This window comes from Clostridium sp. (genome assembly GCF_036781005.1).
In the GTDB taxonomy this organism is placed as follows: domain Bacteria; phylum Bacillota; class Clostridia; order Clostridiales; family Clostridiaceae; genus Clostridium_B.
The window spans coordinates 55,668-74,334 of the sequence record NZ_DAIQBT010000008.1; the positions used below are offsets into that span (position 1 = coordinate 55,668).

Sequence of the window (18,667 nt, forward strand, 5' to 3'; positions counted from 1 at the left end):
CTCCAGTAAATAATTTGCCAATTAATAATAAGTTCTTTAATCAGAAATAAATCCATCCATGTGTACATCATATTTCCCCATAGGAACCTTATCTACAATCTGAAAAGTATAGGCAAGTCCAATTTTTTTGGAATCATTTCTAAGTTTTTTTAAAAACCTATCATAATATCCGCCGCCATATCCTATTCTTCCACCACTTTTATCAAAAACAAGACCAGGTACATAACAGATATCAATAGATGTTTCTTCCACTCTCAAATCTATATTTAGAGGTTCTAATATACCATAAGCCCCTTCTTTTAGTTCATTAAAATCATGTATTCTGACAGCCTCCATATAGCCATCTTTATACATTATTTTAGGAACACAAACCGTTTTTCCATCTTTTAAAGCCCTTTTTATTATATTATGGGTGTATACCTCACTTTTATAACTTACAAATATAAATACAATTTTTGCTTTATTATAGTCTTCACTTTTTATGACTTTTTGAAATATTATACTATCTAATTTTTCTTTTTCATTATTACATAAATTATCTCTTTTTTCCTTCATAACTTTTCTTATATAAACTTTATTTATCTTCATCATCTTCTTTTCTAAGCTCCTGTATTCTCTCACTTATTACATCTACCGGAGTCACATTTGACATAAGGCTGTACCTGTAATTTGCAGCTGCAGCCTCTATTATAACCGCTAAATTTCTTCCTGGTCTTATGGGGATTTTCAATTTTCTTACAGGCACATTTAATATATCCACATATTCCTCATCTATTCCCAGCCTATCATAATTCTCATCTTTCTTCCACTGCTCCAAGCATATAACAAGGCCAATATTCTTTGTTTTAAGTACAGAACTCAGTCCATAAAGAGCTGAAATGTCAATTATCCCCATACCTCTGACCTCTATCATTCCTGAAGTTATATATGGAGAAGTCCCACTTAAAACCCCATCTATTTGTTTTACATCCACTGCATCATCTGCTACCAATCTATGCCCTCTCTTTATAAGTTCCAAGGCAGTTTCACTTTTTCCTATACCACTTTCCCCTGTTATAAGTATACCTATACCATATACATCCATTAAAACGCCATGAAGCCTTGTTTCAGGAGCCAGCTTAACATCCAAATAATTCATAAGTCTATTTATAAATCTGGTAGATATACTACTGGTTCTAAGTATCCATCTTTCATTTTTAATAGCACTTTCTAAAAATTCTTTATGGGGAGTTAACTCTCTGGTAATTATTGTACCTGGATTATCAAATTCAAAATACTTTTCCAGTCTTTTCTTTCTCAATTCCGGCTGCATAGCATCTAAAAAGCTCCACTCAGCTTTTCCTACTATCTGAACTCTTTCATTCGCATAATAATTATAAAATCCACTAAATTGAAGTCCCGGCCTATTTATATCACTCACATTTATTTCATTTACATTTTTCCCCTTATTTATAACCTCTAATTCTAGATCTTTTATTATATCTTCTATTGTCACTGACATACCTTCACCTCTTATTACTTTCAGTTATCCATTTAACTCTATTCTGTATAAATTATTTTATATTGTCAACCTTTTTTAGATATTCTTCTACTTAAAATATAATTAAAAGCTTTACATTTTTTATGTAAACATTTATTGTTGTTTTTTGTATTATATTGTATATTAATGACTAATAAAAGATGTGTTTATTTATCTATTATCTGTTAAAATATATAGAAGTAATAAAGTTTTTTCCTGGAGGAGTAATGTAAGAATGAAAACTTATTTAAAAAACTTGGACATAGAAATAAACCAATTAAAACAAACCTTATACATATTAATGAAAACAAGAGATCTTACTGACGATATAGTTGTTAAATGCAGTAAAAAATTAGACGATTTAATTTTTCAGTATCAAAAAAACAATTTCAAAAAACGAGACTAAAACACACTATCTTTAAAAACAAAAGAACAGCATAAAAACATACTGTTCTTTAATTAAATTTATACTATAATCATATTTCCCTTAAATTCAAACTTAAGCTTTTAGCAAGTATTCCCACAATAACCGCAGCAATAATCCCATCCACCATATGATGAATAAAAGTACCTACTCCTATAACCACAAGTATCTTATATACAGTAAACCCAAAAGGTATTACAGCTATAGCTTCAAGTACAGCATGTATAGGTGAAGTAAGCAACACTATATTTCTAAAAGAAATTCCTCTCTTTAGCATATAGGCACCTGCTAGTCCAACAAATATATGGCTGCAGGCTCTTGCAGCTATTACAGCGGGTGAAGTTATTAAAAACCCAATTACAGAACCTATACCCACCATTACTGCTGCAAAAGGGCCTAAAAACATAGATAGAAACATAGGTACATGAGAAGCTAGCGTAGCAGTAAAAGGTGGTATTTGTATTTTCAAGAATCCAAATGTAGTAGGAATTATAATTGCTAAAGCAGTTAAAAGTGCTGCATAAGTAAGTTTTTTCACATTATTATTCATCTTTTCTCCTCCGCAATAAGTGTATATACATTAGTATACTCTAAATTATTGTGGCTGTAAACAAAAATGTCTCAAATATTATCAAACAAGTATATTTCTTTATTTCTTTCAATGTCAAATACTACATATCCCTCTTTTCTTTCCAATACAGATGAATTTAATAACTTTTCTATATTTATAAAAAATTTTTCCATATGATACTTTTTAGATACTTTTATAGGGCTACTTTTAATCATTTCTTTTATACAATTTTCTTCCTTTTTATTCCTTTCCCTTAGTAAAAAATCAGGTAGCCATTTTTTCTTATTAAATTTCAAATAATCATATTTTACTATTTCCTTAAGTTCCATACTGACTTTATTGAAATATGTTTCCTGAAACTCTAAAAATATTTTATAATAATCTACGGAAGATATATTTCTGTTAAAATATCCTTTACTATGAAAAAACATGGCAAGATGATGATAAAAATCAAAGGGCTGGTCAAATTTACAAATGAAATACTCTATTATATTTATAAATTTCCCGGAATTATAATATTTGTCTACCATATGTTCTATTTTTTTTAAAACCATAATTTCATCATAGCTTATATCACTGGTTCTTAAAATTTCATAAGGAGCATAAGGAGAGTATACCATATTCCATTTTTTTGCTTCTTCTCTCATAGGTGATCCTTTTAATAATTTTAAAAATCCCATTTGAATCTCTTCTGGCTGCAGGGAATATACCTCATTAAAGGATTTTTTAAAAGATTTAAAATCCTCTCCTGGAAGTCCGGCTATCAAATCCAAATGCTGCTTTATATTATTGCCCATTTTAATTTTTTTTACTTTATATTCTATATCTTTAAACTTTACATACCTATTTATATTGTTTAATACATCTTCATTAGTAGTTTGAACTCCTATTTCAAATTGAATTCTACCCTTTGGAGCTTTTTTTAATAAGCTTATCTCTTCTTCTGTTAAAATATCTGCAGAGATTTCAAAATGAAAAGTGGTTTGTGTGTTACATTCTATTATAAATTTCCAAAGTTCTGTAGTGAACTTTGGATTACAGTTAAAGGTTCTGTCTACAAATTTTATAAGAGCTATATTTTTATCTATTAAAAATTTAATTTCTCTCTTTACTCTTTCTATAGCTAAAAATCTAACTCTGCCAGTAGTGGAGGAAAGACAGTATTTACATGAAAAAGGGCACCCTCTACTAGCTTCATAATATATGATCTTATTTTTTAGGTTATCCTGTTCTTCATAGGGAAATGTTATCTTATTCATATCCATTAATTCTCGTTCTTTATTTAAAAATACCTTACCTTGCCATTTAAAACAAAGACCTTTTATTTCTTTTAAGTCCAAGAAAAATTGAGAATCAATCTCTTCTTCTTTTCTTTTAAAATACTTTATCTGAAACTTTACAAACTCATAGTAAGTATCCTCCCCTTCTCCTATTATTATATATTCTCCCGCCATACTTTTCAAAGTATGACAGCTGTTATAAGATACTTCAGGTCCCCCATAAAGTATATTTATAGAAGGATTTACAAGCTTAATCAGTGTAGACAAAGCTTCAATATATTCTATATTCCATATATAACAGGAAAAAGCCACTATATCCGGTTCTTCTACTATAATTTCTTCCAATATCTTTTCCTTCCTGTCATTTATAGTAAATTCTCTTATAACACAGTCATAAGGAAGTCCTCTGGTATATGCTTTTAAATATCTTACTGCCAGATTACTGTGAATAAATTTTGAATTAAGTGCTGTCAATAGTATTTTCATATGTTTGTTTCCTTTCTCTAGACAAGCTAAAGCATATAAATTCAATACAAAATTATGTTAAACTGAATTTTTCTTTTGTGCTTTTATATAATAAAGTCCATCTGAATTTTTTAAATCCAAAACTTTAAAATACTTATCCAATATTTTTACTGTATTCTCCTTAGAATTATTTTTTAAAATATTAAAATCCCTTATTTTTATCTTTTTTATTTTCCCTCCTGGAATTAATATTTTTACATATCCATTAAAAATTTTATTATAACCTTTATCTACATCCCATATATAAAGCAGGCCCTCTTCTTTTAAATACTTATATATATCTTTTATAAAGTTTTTCTTTTTAAAGTTAAGCCACAGCTTATTAAAAGAAAATAGCAATATACAGTTATCATAATAATCTTCTTTTATATTCTCTTCTTCTTCCTTTCCATTTATATATTCTACATTTATATTATCATTAAACTCTTTGTATACATTATATATTATACCTTCATTATGAAGTCCCACATCTAAAAGATTTCCTCTGAATATTTGATTCTCCATATTTATGAATATACTTTTACTCATTTATATCACTATCCTTCACCAACATAGGAAAGCACCTCCTTACTGTATATATGTTCTTGAAAAACACAAAAAAATCCTCCCTTTTATGGGAGAATTTTAAAGTTTTTTACTTTTTCATAGTATTTAATCATAAAACCTGCGGTAGTTCTCTGGGCTTCTTTCAAAATAACTGAAGCTATTTTACCATACTTTTCATTGATATTCTCTATATTGCTATTTTTTATATAGATACTATTTGCCATTATAGCATTGTTTTTTATAAAGTCCTCTAACTCTTTATATATTATAACCCCATCTTCTGCTACAAAAGAATAATCTGTCATAAGTCTGCTTATTATCCAAAGTTCAAATTTTCTATGGCTATTTAGCAGTTTATTATTCACATGATGTGGAACTGTGACATCCTGAACCAAATGACAGGATGCTCCAAAATAAAATAGTGCTTTTTCTATTTGATAAAGATTAAAAAGCTGTAGGGATTGACTATAATATTTTCTGCATTCTGTAAGCGCATCTGAAAATCCATATAATCCCTTTTCCCTGTTTACATGATAGAAATGATTGGAACTTTTAAAATCTTGATCTGCCCAAGTTACTCCTGCATTTAAAGCTTTTATATATTTACGAAAAAAGTTATATTCTTCCTGGTATCCATCATTTTTTAATATTGCAAGGGATTGTATCATTATAAACTTATGAACGGTACAATTGGTTTTCATAAGTTTTTTCTTAATAGGATTTACTGCAAAAAATATTCTTTTTACAGCATTTCCATAGGTTCTTTCAATTTCATGTTTCATCTAAAAAATAATCTCCTCTTTAAAATAGAATGACAACTCCATATTACTGGATTTGAATTTTTAAAATTAAAATAACACATAGTATAGATAAAAAAATTAGATATGGATAAATATTTCTGTCTAATTTTACATATTCATCAATTTTACCTTTGTTTATACTATATAAATAACCTTCATTTTCGTCAAGTGCCAATAATTCTTTATCAAATATTTTTATACTTGAAATTTCAGTTTTATCATTAAACTTGATTTCTTCCATGGGAGACCCTGCTCCCCTGAAACTATATATTATACTATCTGATTTATCCCAAAAAAATATACAATTTTTTGGGGATAAGTCTCCCTCTCTATCTACAGCAAGTGAACCCATAGTTCCTACAGTTTTATGCTGATACATTGGTGCTGGAGGATTAGTGCTTGGATGAATAGCTAGTATAAATTGAAGGGGAGAATTTTTCACACTCTTAAATTTAGGAGAGGTAACAGGATCTCCTCCGCTGTAATCCGGCCATCCATACCATACTCCTTTTTTGATTTCATATATATAATCCATATCTCCTATGACAGGTCTGCTTCCTCTATTTTCCATGCCGCCTAAGCTACATATAAATTTACCTTCACTTGTAAAATCCATACCATTTACATTCCTTATTCCCCATGCAAAGGTTTCACTGGTTCCCTTAATTAGATTATATATGATTATAGAAGCATTTCCCGGAAAATGTTTTGGAATTATCTGCCCCTGTACACTTTGGGTATTATAGCTTTGAAAAGCTCCCCTCTTTTCCTTTCCAAAATTTATACCTTTTAAAGTTATATCTGCGGGAGTAACATCATGGCCATAAAGATTATCCCTTACCCATCCATTATCTTCTCCCACTACTGCGGAATTGGTTGCAGCTCCTATGGATATGTACATATATCCATTTCTTATTCTTATCAGACTATCTTTATAATCACCATAATTTGGCATACCACTTACAAGTATGGAGTTTTTATTCTTTTCTACAGAATAACTATATACTTTATCTAAAGATGAATAATATAAATTTCCCTTATAATAATCCAGACTGGAGATATTTAGCTTGGAATCCTTTAATATATTATAACTTTCTCCATGATTTTTTATGATCTGTATCCTATCTTTATAGGCTATGTAATAATTACCTTTTTCATCCTCTACAAAATCCACTGCACCTTTTAGTCCCCTATATTTTAAGTTACAGCTTAAAGTAACATCTTTTATTTTAACATCAATTTTTGAATGAGTTCTATAGAAGTAACTTTTAAGCATACTGCCTGACAGTATTACAAATGCAATTATAAATAAAATTTTTAATAGTCTTTTCATATATAGTACTCTCCTTAAAATATATCACACTAAATATATATTAAAAAAATCCCTACATATGAGTAAGTATTTAATCTGTTGTGAAAAATTCCATAATACATTTTTGAAACTTGAATTCAAAACACGAAAGAATACTTTTTTCTTCATCACAATTTACATAGGTTTAAAAATAGTGTATAATTAAATTAGCAATTTTAAGCAGTTTAATAGTGTTAACAGTTCTCCTTTGTTCTAAGAGAACTACCAATGAATTTTGAGCTGGCATTTTCAAATACTAGCTCATTCTTTTTACCACATTTTCATTATCCTACACAACAGTTCCTTCTCTATAGGAACTACCTTTTCAGTTAATTCCATCCCTGCGTCTACTATCTGACATATAATTATATCATTACCACAATTCAAAAAAGCTGTTAATCTCATATTTTTATCTTCCATAACTTTATATTCTTTATAAAGTATTTCTCTATTAAAAGAAGTTGCTATATTATCTAGCTTCTCCCTTAGCCGTTCCTTAGATTTATTATTTTTATCTTCATTAATCTGCTGAAAATAATTTTTCATATATTTCATACTTTTCAAATCCATAATTTCATTACACTGATTACAGGGATATTTATTTCCCTGTATATCTTTAAATATACATTTCTTACATCTTGTGCCCATACTTCTCCCTCACTTTTAATATTCTAAGGTAAATTCTAGCATAAAAAATGTAGAATTTACAGAGATTTTGACGAATTAGTTTTATTTACATCTTATGTACTATTTGTAAAATCCCAACTGTGTTAATTATTAATTTAAGAAGAATATACTTTAAATTATCATCATAATTATTAATATTAAATAATTCTATCTAAAAATACTAGGATTCGAAAACAGGAGTTTTTATGAAAAGAGACCGATTTTTAAAAAGTTCACTTATTTTAATTTTTGCAAACTCAATTACCTCTGTATTTGCATTTATATTTTCTATAATATTATCCAGAAAATTAGGTGCAGAAGGCATGGGACTTTACGGGCTTATAATGCCTGTATATGATTTATTTGTATGCCTGCTGTCAGGAGGCATGGTAACCGCCATATCTAAAGTAGCTGCAGTATATTTTAGTAAAGACGATTTTAGCAATTTAAATAATTCTATAGATGTTTCCCTTACTTTTAACTCCATATTAGCTATATTTATAGTATGTATAATATTTATTAACGCCCCCTACATAGGAATAAAAATAATAAAGGATCCAAGAGCCATACATGCCATTCAAGTCATGTGTCCTGGTATATTCTTTATAGCTCTTTCTTCCATACTTAAAGGTTATTTTTACGGAATATCCAAGGTAAAAATACCAGCTATTATAGACGTATCAGAAAAATTTTTGAGAATCGCACTTTTAGTAATTATAATATCTTTATTTTCCCTAAAGGACATAAGGAGTACTGTAACTGCAGCTTATGTAACCTTAGCTATTGGAGAATTTATAAGCTTTGCTATTTTATATATAATGTATAGAATTAAAAAGAAAGGATTAAAATTTGATTCTTATTACCCTGAAGATAAAATACAACTTTTATTTAATTTACTTGTTATATCTTTTCCTCTCTGTCTAAATGGATTTTTAACCACAGCACTTTCTGCAATTTCCACCTTAATAGTACCAAGGAGACTGGTAGCCTCAGGTATAGAATATAATCTAGCTTTAAGCATGATAGGTAAATTTGATGGTATGGCTCTTAATATAATATTTCTGCCCATTACTATTATAAATTCCATGTCTATGGTACTTATTCCAGATCTATCTGAAAAAATGAGTAACAGAGATTATTGGGCCATAGAACATAGGATATCTCAGATAATAAAAATATCTCTTTTTCTCGGTATTGCAACTATGATACTATGTATTACCCTATCTGGATATTTGGGAGAACTATTTTACAAAAGATATGATCTTGACTCCTACATAAAATTTGCCGCACTATCTGCTCCTGTAGTATTTGTCTCCATCTCTACTTTCGGTATTTTAAATGGTATTGGAAAGCAAAATATAATACTTAGGAATTCCCTTATTTCTTCCATTATAGAGCTTATACTAATATACATACTTACGGGCATACCATGGATAAATATATACGGATGCGGTATAAGTTTAATTGTAACTTATTTTATTATTTTAATTTTAAATATACATGAAATTATAAAAGAGAATTTTTTATAAAATAAAACTTCCATAATCATTTATAGAAGTTTTTTCTTTAGAAAAACTTTTCTCAATATAAATTTAGGCATTAATCGGGTTACTTTAGCTAGCATTGACTGTATATCCCTACCATCTATACCTCCTACCAACACTAAAACAAAAGTATATGTTATCATTCCAACCAATATAGATGTTATAGTGGCTAGAGCATTTGATATATATTCAAATCTTACAAAAAGCAATATATAATTTATAGAATAGTATGTAAAAAACACAACCACTCCCATTACTACTGAAGCCAGTGCTGGCCTAACTGCATGACTTATAAGATTAACTTTTACGCCTAATGATTTTTTAATAATTCTATGATTTAGTGTTATGGGGATAATAAACCCTAAAACACTTCCTGCCACTGCCCCCAATATGTTTATTTCAGGTATTGAAATTAAATAGTAGTTTACACATATTTTTATGACTATGCCTAATATAGAATAAAATGTGGCAGTAAAAAGCTTTCCTATACTCTGCAAAATAGTAGTCTGTATTTGCATAATAGACATAAGTACAAGTACAATAGCCCCCCAGGTCATGATATAAGAACCCTTTCCAAATTTAAGCATGGAGAATACAGGTTCACTTAAAACAGAAAGTCCCACTGCACAGGGCATGGCTATTAAAAAACAAAGTCTTAAGGAATAGTTTATATTATCTTTTATCTTCTTCCCATTTTTAACGGCCACTGCTGCAGATATAGCAGGAAGTATTGCCATGGACAATGAAGATATTATGGAAATTGGAACATTTAAAAGCTGTTGATATTTCGTAAGATAACCATAAAGTATGGTGGCTCTGGCCTCACTTATTCCTCCAACCATAAGCCTTGTCTTTGTGTTCCATAAATCAACTATATTTCCAGCATAGGTCATACCCACACACAATGTTATAGGTAATCCATATATTATAATTTTTCTCACAAGTTCTCTGGTGGTAAGTCTTACATTATTTACCTTCAGTGCACCTTCTGGAGTTTTAAATTTATTATTCCTTCCATAACACATAATTAAAAAGCTAGCAGAAGCTAAAGCCCCCAGTGATGTTCCCATAGTTCCTCCTGCACAGCCTGCCTCCACTCCATACTTCATTAAATATGCAGCAAATACAAGAGTAAATATGGTATTTAATATTTGTTCTATCACCTGGGATACTGCTGTAGGAGTCATATTTCCCCTTCCCTGAAAATATCCTCTATAGGCAGAAGCAATAGAGGTAAATAATATAGCAGGGGCAAGATTTACAAGAGATAAATACACTCCTTTATAATGGGTTGCCCTAGCTAAAGGTAGCGCAAAAATCATAAGAAACAGAGCCATTACTATACCTATAATCACTAAAATAAATCTTGCTATTTTAAATGCTTTAATTGCATCTTTGTAATTTCCAACTGCAGCCAGTTCCGATATAAGTTTTGATATGGCTACAGGTATACCCGAATTGGCAAGCACAAAGATAAAAGCATATATCTGATAGGATGCACCATATAATCCATAGCCCTCTTCCCCGATTATTTTCATCAATATAGGAATGTATAATACAGATAATACCTTTACTAACATTCCTGCCATAGAAAGTATGGCAAAACCTTTAGTTGTTGATTGTTCCTTCATAATCCAAAACTCCCTGTCAAAAACTTGCAAAATAATAAATATTTAAAATTTATTAAATATATCATTTTTTATTTTTTTAAATATAGGTGGAAGCTTCTCCGATATAGTCTTGTTATTCATATAGCTTAGCTTTCCAGTACAATCCCCAAAGATTACCTTGTAAGCATATAAATATTGATAATTTAATCCATATTTATTATAAAAAAAACTATTTATTTTAGATATACCATATTTGGCATCCCCTATTATGGGATTTCCTAAATGTGCTAAATGTGTCCTTAATTGATGACTTCTACCTGTAATCAGTTCCAATTCCAATAAAGAATAAGTACCACAGGTATGAAGAACTTTTACATCCATAGCTATTTTTTTTCCGTTCTTTTCAGGTGAATTATATATATTGGAAATATTATTTTTTCTATCCTTTAGTATATATCCTTCATAAACACCTTCATTTATTTTCCCTTTCACCAATGCCTGATAATATTTTCTTATCCTTCTCTCTCTTATTATTTCATTCAACAATTTCAAGGATCCATAGTTTTTACCATATATCACTATTCCCGAAGTGTTTCTATCCAGCCTATTGCAAGGAGAAGGAGTAAAGGTAACTTCTGTTTCCGGTTTAAAATCTCCCTTATCATATAGATATGATAATACATAATCTGTTAAAGTTGCATCTTTTACCCTCTTATCTGAATGTACTAAAACTCCTGGCCATTTTTCCACCAGAATCATATTTTCATCTTCATAAGTTATCTTTAAAAAATCACCATTCACCTTATTAAACTGGAAAACTTTTCTCTCTGAAACTATGTATTTAGCCTCAACTATATCTTTATCCATGAGAAAATATTGCTCTTTGGCTTTTTTTCCATTTACCCTAATATCACCTTTTCTTATAGCCTTATATATACCACTTATAGGTACATCCTTAAGCCATTTTCTTAAAAATTTATCTAATCTCTGACCTGATTCATTATTTCCTATTTCTACTTTCATTTTATCTCTCCTGGTATTCTCAATATTTTTTAGTTTTTAAATCTTATACCAACAATATTTAATTATATAATACTATTATTACATAAAGCAATATATAAAATTTCTATCCAAATAATTTAGTAGACAAATTTATATATAATTTTAATCTTTCATTTACTTAAAAGATTAATAATCTCACGAGACATTAATATAACTTTTAGAAAAGACGTATAAATATACCATTGAAAGTTACCTTAATTCTAATTTGTTAAATTTAAGTATGCCAATAATTGTTGTAATTATTATAATAATAGTAGATGAAAATATAATACTATATGGGTTAATTTTAAATGAACTTATGTCTATCAGCATAAAAACAGGAGAATATCTTATAAAGCCTTTAAAATTAATAGGATAATTTGTTGATAACAGCAATGATAATATACAAAGTATTATAAGTGTTGATTTATTTTTTATAAACATAGCTAAACACATATAAATACTTATTAAACTTGAGAATATTAAAGCTGCAAGAAGAGTAACCTTAATTGATTTAATTAAATCATAAGAAGTAAGTGATTTTTCAAAGTAATTTATAAAAATTCCTGTAATCATCGTACCAAATAGCAGAAAAGTAATTAAAATAAAAGCAGATAATGATATTATAATAAACTTTGATATATAAATTTTTTCCCTTTTATGTCCACATACTACAGTATTATTTATTGTACCACTTGAAAATTCATCTAATACAATGCTCTCTACTGTAAATATTAAAATTATAGCTATACAAGGAGAAAATCCAAAAGATGAATAAAAGAACTCAATTGCTTTCGGGTGAAGCCTATCTTTAAAATTGTTTACTAAAAATCCAAACTCACTGCCTTGAAAAGAAGTGTCTAATATCTTAAATGTAATTTTACTATAAAAAAATAAATATATGGAATACACAATTAAAAGATATGTAATCATTATAGAAATTAAAAATGTCTTATTATGTCTTAATTTATACGTTTCAAATTTCAATAAATTATACATCACTTACTTTTCCTCCAACTATATTTTTAAAATAATTTTCAAGGTTATCCAATTCAGGCGTCAATTCCAATATTGTAATGCCTTCTCTAAAAATTGCAGATGAAACTCTTCCAGGATTATCAACATAATCATAGAGACTTATAGTACCATCTGGCAAGACTTTAAAATTACATGTGTTTAATCTTGTTTCTAATATACAAGCAGCTTTATTTACATTATCAACTTTAATTTTTAAATTTTTATTAAATTTTTCATTTAATTCTTTTAAAGTAAACTCATTCAATAGTTTTCCATTATGCATGATCCCATAACGAGTTGCAAAATTATAAAGTTCTTTTAAAATATGGCTTGAAATAAGTATTGTCGTATTTTTGTTTTTATTTAATTTTAGCAAAATATCTCTTATTTCCATAATTCCTATAGGATCAATACTGTTTATAGGTTCATCTAGTATCAAAAGTTCAGGATCCCCAATCACTGCTAAAGCAATTCCTAATCTTTGCCTTATTCCAAGAGATAAATCACATACTTTTTTGTCTCTTATACTATTTAGATTTAAAAGTTTTAACATTTTTGTTATACAATCCTTCCCTGGAATACCTTTTTGTAGCCTGCAAGCTTCTAAATTTTCATAAGCTGTCATATTAACATATAAAAAAGGCCTTTCAATTAGAGCTCCAAGTCTTTTTCTTGCAGTGAGAAGACCATTTTCTGTACTCTCACTAAATAATTCAATTGATCCACAAGTCTTTAATACAAGACCTGTTATCATTTTAAATATTGTGGTTTTGCCTGCTCCATTTTCGCCTATAAGTCCATAAATGTCTCCTCGATTTATATTTATATTTACATTTTGAACTGCCAAGTTGTTATTATAACTTTTAGTTAAGTTTATAGTTTTTAAAATAGTTGGCATTATGATTCTCCCTTTATTTAACATCAAGTTTATAACCTATACCCCAGATAGTTTGTATATAATCCTTATTCATACCTGAATTTGAAAGTTTATTTCTCAAATTACTTATATGCACAGTAAGAGTATTATCATCACATAAATAATTGCTTCCCCATACACTTTCAAATAAATTCGCTTTTGAAAATACCTTTTTAGGATAACTCATCAAAAGTTCTAAAATATCAAATTCTCTTGTAGTCAAATCCACACTTGAATTGTTCACATATACTTCTCTAGTGTCCTTATTTAAAGAAATTTCTCTGTATTTTATTATTTCTTTTTTTGGTATTTTATTTGAAAACTCTATATATCTTCTTAAGTTTGAATCTATACGTGCAGACACTTCTTCTATATTAAAAGGTTTGGTTATAAAATCATCAGCACCCATTCTTAAAGTTTTTATCCTAATATCAATATTTTCTACTGCAGAAATTATTATAATGGGTATATGGCTGTTTTCCCTTATTTTAAACAATAAGTCCTCACCATTTATTCCAGGAATCATTAAATCAAGTAAAACCATATTCCAAATTTTATATTCTAAATATATCAACGCTTCTGTGCCAGAATAAACAGCTTTTGAAGTATATCCATTCATCTCCAGCATATCACATAATAATTTGTTTATATCAACATCATCTTCAACTACTAAAATTTTGATATTATCTTTCATTTATTTTTTCCTCAACTTTTTATTAATTTCCATTTACAGAAAATGTATAGAATATCTTTATCTAATTTAGCATAGATTAGTCCATTCATCTTGTTCATAAGGTTTTTTGCAATTGATAATCCAAGACCTGTATTGTTGCTGTTTGTTCTTGAAAGATCTGCTTTGTAAAATCTGCTAAAAAGCAAATTCAAATCATGAGCTTTTAAGGTTTTAGCTAAATTTGAAGTTATTATAACCGCAAAATCACCATCTTTTTTTAAGGTTATAGAAACTTCTCCATATGCATATTTTATCATATTTGTAATTAAATTTTGAATTACACGTTTGGAAGCTGCTTTATTTGCTACAACAATTATATCTTTATCAGGTAAATTTATTCTTGGCGTTATATTTTTAGCTGCAAAGTTATCGTAAAGAGTTGTTACAACTTCACATAATATGTTATTTAAATTTATATATTCTACTTTAAGATTATATTCTGGAGATTCTATAATCGAAAGCTCAAAAAAATCATTTAATAGTTCCTTGAGAAAATAAGCTCTTTTTAAAGCTATATCTATGTATTCGTCCTGCTTTTTACAAGAAAGCTTCTTTGATTTTATCATCTCCATATAGCCAATTACAGAAGTCAGTGGCGTACGTAAATCATGAGAAATATTTGCTATGGATTTTCTTATTTCATATTCTGTTTGTTTTTGTGTTACCTTATCTTGAATGTTAATGTCAATATGCTTATTTACACTCGCAGCTAAATTTTCAATATCAATGTCAAATAGTTTAACATCTACTTTCTTATGCAATTTTAAATTATTATAATCATTAAGTTGATTTGTAATATTTCTAATTTCAATTTTTATGAAAATTAAACGAATGAGCAAAATAATAGAAAAAATTATTAAAATTATTATTAGAAATTTCATTTACTTACTCATTCCTTTCAAAATTTTTTATATTATATAACTATTATAATTGAAGTATAAATAATTTTCACATTTTACTTACCCAATACCTCATATTTTTTAGAATTAAAAATAAATGATATAATAACATATCCAAATATATACATCAAAAGATTATAAAGTAAATTATTCCAATATATACTTTTAGCAATATCATTTAAATGATTATCAGATTGTACTAAAATTGAAAATATTCCTGCAGACTGTTTAAATACCTCTTGCGATGTAGTTCCTATAGCATAATATATTTTGCCTTGTCCAGCCAATTTTAATTTCATTATAAGGTAAAGTCCCATGGTAATACCTAAAAGTACCACAACAATTATAGATATACTTAAAGTTTTATTTTTTACAAGCTTGCTTAAAGCTATGGAAACTCCAATTATAATTGGACCACTTATGCATCCAATAAACTTCGCAAGTATGAAATATACAATTCCAAGTGTTGGACTCGTAGAATGTAATATTCTTGTATGGTAAATTCCGTTAGAATTAAATAGTTCAAATATAAGGCAAGTTGCCCACATTAACATAAGTCCTATAGAAAATACAGTTGCTTTTACCAAAAGTTTAGTTGAAGTTTTTATAGGTATCATATGAAATATAACATCTTTTCCTATATAAAAGTTATTATATAAGTCTATAAAAATATATATGGGGAGCACAATCCATGCAACTGCACTTAATTGTAGATGTATGTTTATGTATTTGTTATAGTTTACAAGTACAAGAATGCTTAAAACTATTTCTATTAATATAAAAGTTGAAAATATTGGAAAATGTTTTCTGATTTCAAGTTTAAAAAAATCTAAAATCATTTAAATTGCCTCCTTAAAAAGTTCTTCAATAGACTTCTTATACTTTTTTTTAAGAATTTCCACGTTGTCGTGAAGTAAAACTTTACCTTCATTAATAAAAATAACTTCATTAAAAAGTCCTTCTACGTCATTTATAATGTGCGTACTTATGAAAATTGAACTATCCTTGTCAAAATTGTCAAGTATAATTTTAATTATTTTATCTCTCATAGACGGATCAACTGCTGCAAGTGGTTCGTCAAATAAAAAAAGCCTTGCTTTTCTTGAAAACATTAAAGATATATTTAGTTTTTCTTGCATACCTTTTGATAAAGAATTTATCTTTAAATTTAAATCAAGTTCTAAATCATTTACCATTTTAAGAGCTTTTTCATAATCGAAATCTTTAAAGAAGTTTTTGAAAAATTCCAAGGATTCCTTTATAGTCATCCATCCATATAAGAAGTTTTTATCCGGTAAATAAGCAACTATTTTTTTTGTTTTTACACCTGGAATCTTACCATCGATTAATATATTCCCACCAGTATAACTTAAAAGTGAAGCAGCTGTTTTTATGAGTGTAGTTTTACCTGCTCCATTTGGTCCTAAAAGTCCAACTATTTTTCCTTTTCCTATTTTTAAATTAAAATTATTCAAAGCAACTTTGTTACCATATGTTTTAGTTAAATTGTTACATTGTAATACATAATCCATCTAAAATCTCCTCCACAACTTTTTAATTTCAATACAATTTTAAAATCTAATTACTAAGAAATTGTGAAGAAATTCCTAAGAAAGTCTTAAGTTTCTAAAATATAATTTAATATTTAGTCATGCCCCACCCTATAAAAGCATAATACTTCCAGTGCCTAAATAACACTAGATTTTAACTTTCTTCCAGTCTACATGGACTGATTACTTATTTGAATTAAAACATCAAGCAAGGCAAGCCGTTATAGTTTACTGACAGCTCTTTATTAATAGCACTTTTCTACACATAAATGCCCTCCAATGACTGCCATTGTAAGGCATTTTTTTTAGCACACACTGCCCCATCAAGCATATAATGGAAGTTTAGTCATTAAAAAATTATTTGCATTCTTAGCATAATGAAACTTGTTTATATTAGAACTTATCTTTCAAAATTCGTTTTATTACAAGAGCGACAATCAATGTAAAGGTTGCGGCCAAAGTAGTTATTATGTATGTGTTATGAGCAAATAATTCAATCAATACTCCATAAAAAACTTGGCCTATAGGCATACAGCACATACAAATTGCTGTTACTAAAGCCATAACTTTTCCCATAATTTCGTTGCTGATTTGTTTTTGCAGAAAGGTAACAGAAATAATATTAATGGTTGAGATTGTATACATACTGAAAAAAGCTAATAAGGTAAAAAGACAATATGCTAATAATGGAGCAGCACCTTTTAAGAATGGTGTAAAAATTGAAGCCGACATTAATATAAAACTGGCACCTGATAGATAAAATACTTTGTATAGATTGGTTACTGAAAACTTTTTAGCTGTAATTCCAATCAGCAATGCACCAAGCAAGCCGCCAAAACAAATTACACTCTCTGTGACCCCATATAGCTGATTACCTGCGTTTAAAACTTTTTTTATAATATATGGAACTCCAATTGAGTAAACCGGCTCAACAAATAGGTTTAATGCAGCAAACATCAAAATTAATTGCATTATAAATGCTTTTTTATGAATGACATATTGAAGACTATCTTTCATATCTCCAAATAAAGTAACCACAAGATTCTTTTGAATTTTTTTAGAGACATATGGAATATATAAAAACATTTCAATTATGGCTGCAAAAAAAAAGCTTGCACAATTTATAAAAATAACAGTATTTAGTCCACACACTCCGTATAATGTACCCGCCAGAATAGGCCCAAATAAATTTGAAATTGAAGAAACTTGAGATACTAATCCATTTGCCTTTTCTAAACTGCCATCTTCTACTATGATTGGAATACATGCCTGTGTTGCAGGTTGCTCAATAGCAGCCAAAATGGACAATAGCACCATTAGCACCCCGATTATAGTGATCGAGCTATGCCCCAAGAGTAGTGCTATTGCAAAACTTCCTGTCAATAGTGTGCTAATCAAATCCAACCCTACCATTAAGTGTTTCCTGTTAAAGCGATCAGCAATAGCCCCACCTATTGGGGATAATAATATAGTTGGTATAATGGAAATAGCTATAATAACTGAAAAAGTCGATGCAGAGCCAGTAATGTCAAGAATAAATAATGACATGGAATACCTTTGAATCGAGTTTCCAAATAGCGAAATAACTTGTCCTATAAGAAGCAAATAAAAATTTTTAGATGATGAAGTTCTGTTTAAAGAATCCATAATACACTCCTTTCTACCGTATACATAC

At 28.4% G+C, this 18,667-nt stretch carries 19 protein-coding genes; 2 read left to right on the top strand and 17 right to left on the bottom strand.

What is annotated here, in order from left to right; all coding sequences use genetic code 11:
* Nucleotides 1–36: 36 nt before the first annotated feature.
* Together V7Q02_RS04925 and hprK are read right to left on the bottom strand one after the other, a co-directional pair.
* Nucleotides 37–591: a 5-formyltetrahydrofolate cyclo-ligase gene (locus tag V7Q02_RS04925; protein WP_333859882.1), complete on the bottom strand. Its 555-nt coding sequence runs from the start codon at nucleotides 589–591 to the stop codon at nucleotides 37–39.
* A complete protein-coding gene (hprK, locus tag V7Q02_RS04930; RefSeq protein ID WP_333859884.1) occupies nucleotides 575–1,501 on the bottom strand; it encodes an HPr(Ser) kinase/phosphatase in 927 nt (308 codons plus the stop codon). The genes V7Q02_RS04925 and hprK overlap by 17 nt, the downstream gene beginning before the upstream one ends.
* 253 nt (nucleotides 1,502–1,754) lie before the next feature.
* On the opposite strand from hprK, the gene V7Q02_RS15920 reads away from it, so the two are divergent.
* On the top strand, nucleotides 1,755–1,925 hold the full coding sequence (locus tag V7Q02_RS15920; protein ID WP_442882155.1) for a Spo0E family sporulation regulatory protein-aspartic acid phosphatase: 171 nt from the start codon (nucleotides 1,755–1,757) through the stop codon (nucleotides 1,923–1,925).
* 70 nt (nucleotides 1,926–1,995) lie between these two features.
* Here the strand turns inward: V7Q02_RS15920 and V7Q02_RS04935 are convergent, their stop codons facing one another.
* The 6 genes from V7Q02_RS04935 to V7Q02_RS04960 form a co-directional block, all read right to left on the bottom strand.
* On the bottom strand, nucleotides 1,996–2,493 hold the full coding sequence (locus V7Q02_RS04935; RefSeq protein WP_333859885.1) for an ECF transporter S component: 498 nt from the start codon (nucleotides 2,491–2,493) through the stop codon (nucleotides 1,996–1,998).
* Between the two features lie 71 nt (nucleotides 2,494–2,564).
* Nucleotides 2,565–4,280 carry a B12-binding domain-containing radical SAM protein gene (locus tag V7Q02_RS04940; protein ID WP_333859887.1) on the bottom strand — a complete coding sequence of 572 codons (1,716 nt, stop codon included), beginning with the start codon at nucleotides 4,278–4,280 and terminating at the stop codon, nucleotides 2,565–2,567.
* A gap of 57 nt (nucleotides 4,281–4,337) precedes the next feature.
* Complete coding sequence (locus tag V7Q02_RS04945; protein WP_333859888.1) at nucleotides 4,338–4,847, bottom strand: class I SAM-dependent methyltransferase; 510 nt, start codon at nucleotides 4,845–4,847, stop codon at nucleotides 4,338–4,340.
* Between the two features lie 83 nt (nucleotides 4,848–4,930).
* The gene (locus V7Q02_RS04950) at nucleotides 4,931–5,647 is read right to left on the bottom strand and encodes a zinc dependent phospholipase C family protein (RefSeq protein WP_333859889.1); all 717 of its coding nucleotides are present in this window, start codon (nucleotides 5,645–5,647) and stop codon (nucleotides 4,931–4,933) included.
* A 43-nt stretch (nucleotides 5,648–5,690) separates the two neighbouring features.
* Nucleotides 5,691–6,998: a hypothetical protein gene (locus tag V7Q02_RS04955; protein WP_333859890.1), complete on the bottom strand. Its 1,308-nt coding sequence runs from the start codon at nucleotides 6,996–6,998 to the stop codon at nucleotides 5,691–5,693.
* 288 nt (nucleotides 6,999–7,286) lie between these two features.
* Complete coding sequence (locus tag V7Q02_RS04960; RefSeq protein ID WP_333859891.1) at nucleotides 7,287–7,664, bottom strand: hypothetical protein; 378 nt, start codon at nucleotides 7,662–7,664, stop codon at nucleotides 7,287–7,289.
* Nucleotides 7,665–7,888: 224 nt separating this feature from the next.
* On the opposite strand from V7Q02_RS04960, the gene spoVB reads away from it, so the two are divergent.
* Nucleotides 7,889–9,211 (top strand): stage V sporulation protein B, encoded by a 1,323-nt coding sequence (gene spoVB / locus V7Q02_RS04965; RefSeq protein ID WP_333859892.1) that lies wholly within the window; start codon nucleotides 7,889–7,891, stop codon nucleotides 9,209–9,211.
* 20 nt (nucleotides 9,212–9,231) lie between these two features.
* On the opposite strand, the gene V7Q02_RS04970 is transcribed toward spoVB, so the two are convergent.
* The 9 genes from V7Q02_RS04970 to V7Q02_RS05010 all read right to left on the bottom strand — a co-directional run bounded on the left by V7Q02_RS04970 (nucleotide 9,232) and on the right by V7Q02_RS05010 (nucleotide 18,639).
* On the bottom strand, nucleotides 9,232–10,857 hold the full coding sequence (locus tag V7Q02_RS04970) for a putative polysaccharide biosynthesis protein (protein WP_333859893.1): 1,626 nt from the start codon (nucleotides 10,855–10,857) through the stop codon (nucleotides 9,232–9,234).
* Between the two features lie 42 nt (nucleotides 10,858–10,899).
* Nucleotides 10,900–11,859, bottom strand: a complete 960-nt coding sequence (locus V7Q02_RS04975; RefSeq protein WP_333859894.1) for an RluA family pseudouridine synthase — start codon at nucleotides 11,857–11,859, stop codon at nucleotides 10,900–10,902.
* A 228-nt stretch (nucleotides 11,860–12,087) separates the two neighbouring features.
* On the bottom strand, nucleotides 12,088–12,876 hold the full coding sequence (locus tag V7Q02_RS04980; protein ID WP_333859940.1) for an ABC transporter permease subunit: 789 nt from the start codon (nucleotides 12,874–12,876) through the stop codon (nucleotides 12,088–12,090).
* The gene (locus tag V7Q02_RS04985; protein ID WP_333859941.1) at nucleotides 12,869–13,795 is read right to left on the bottom strand and encodes an ABC transporter ATP-binding protein; all 927 of its coding nucleotides are present in this window, start codon (nucleotides 13,793–13,795) and stop codon (nucleotides 12,869–12,871) included. Before V7Q02_RS04985 ends, V7Q02_RS04980 begins: the two co-directional genes overlap by 8 nt.
* Before the next feature lie 10 nt (nucleotides 13,796–13,805).
* The gene (locus V7Q02_RS04990) at nucleotides 13,806–14,504 is read right to left on the bottom strand and encodes a response regulator transcription factor (protein WP_333859895.1); all 699 of its coding nucleotides are present in this window, start codon (nucleotides 14,502–14,504) and stop codon (nucleotides 13,806–13,808) included.
* 11 nt (nucleotides 14,505–14,515) lie between these two features.
* On the bottom strand, nucleotides 14,516–15,304 hold the full coding sequence (locus V7Q02_RS04995) for a sensor histidine kinase (protein ID WP_333859896.1): 789 nt from the start codon (nucleotides 15,302–15,304) through the stop codon (nucleotides 14,516–14,518).
* Nucleotides 15,305–15,498: 194 nt separating this feature from the next.
* Nucleotides 15,499–16,281: a hypothetical protein gene (locus V7Q02_RS05000; RefSeq protein ID WP_333859898.1), complete on the bottom strand. Its 783-nt coding sequence runs from the start codon at nucleotides 16,279–16,281 to the stop codon at nucleotides 15,499–15,501.
* A complete protein-coding gene (locus V7Q02_RS05005) occupies nucleotides 16,282–16,974 on the bottom strand; it encodes an ABC transporter ATP-binding protein (RefSeq protein ID WP_333859899.1) in 693 nt (230 codons plus the stop codon). It abuts the gene before it with no gap.
* A gap of 411 nt (nucleotides 16,975–17,385) precedes the next feature.
* The gene (locus tag V7Q02_RS05010) at nucleotides 17,386–18,639 is read right to left on the bottom strand and encodes an MFS transporter (RefSeq protein ID WP_333859900.1); all 1,254 of its coding nucleotides are present in this window, start codon (nucleotides 18,637–18,639) and stop codon (nucleotides 17,386–17,388) included.
* Between the last annotated feature and the right edge of the window lie 28 nt (nucleotides 18,640–18,667).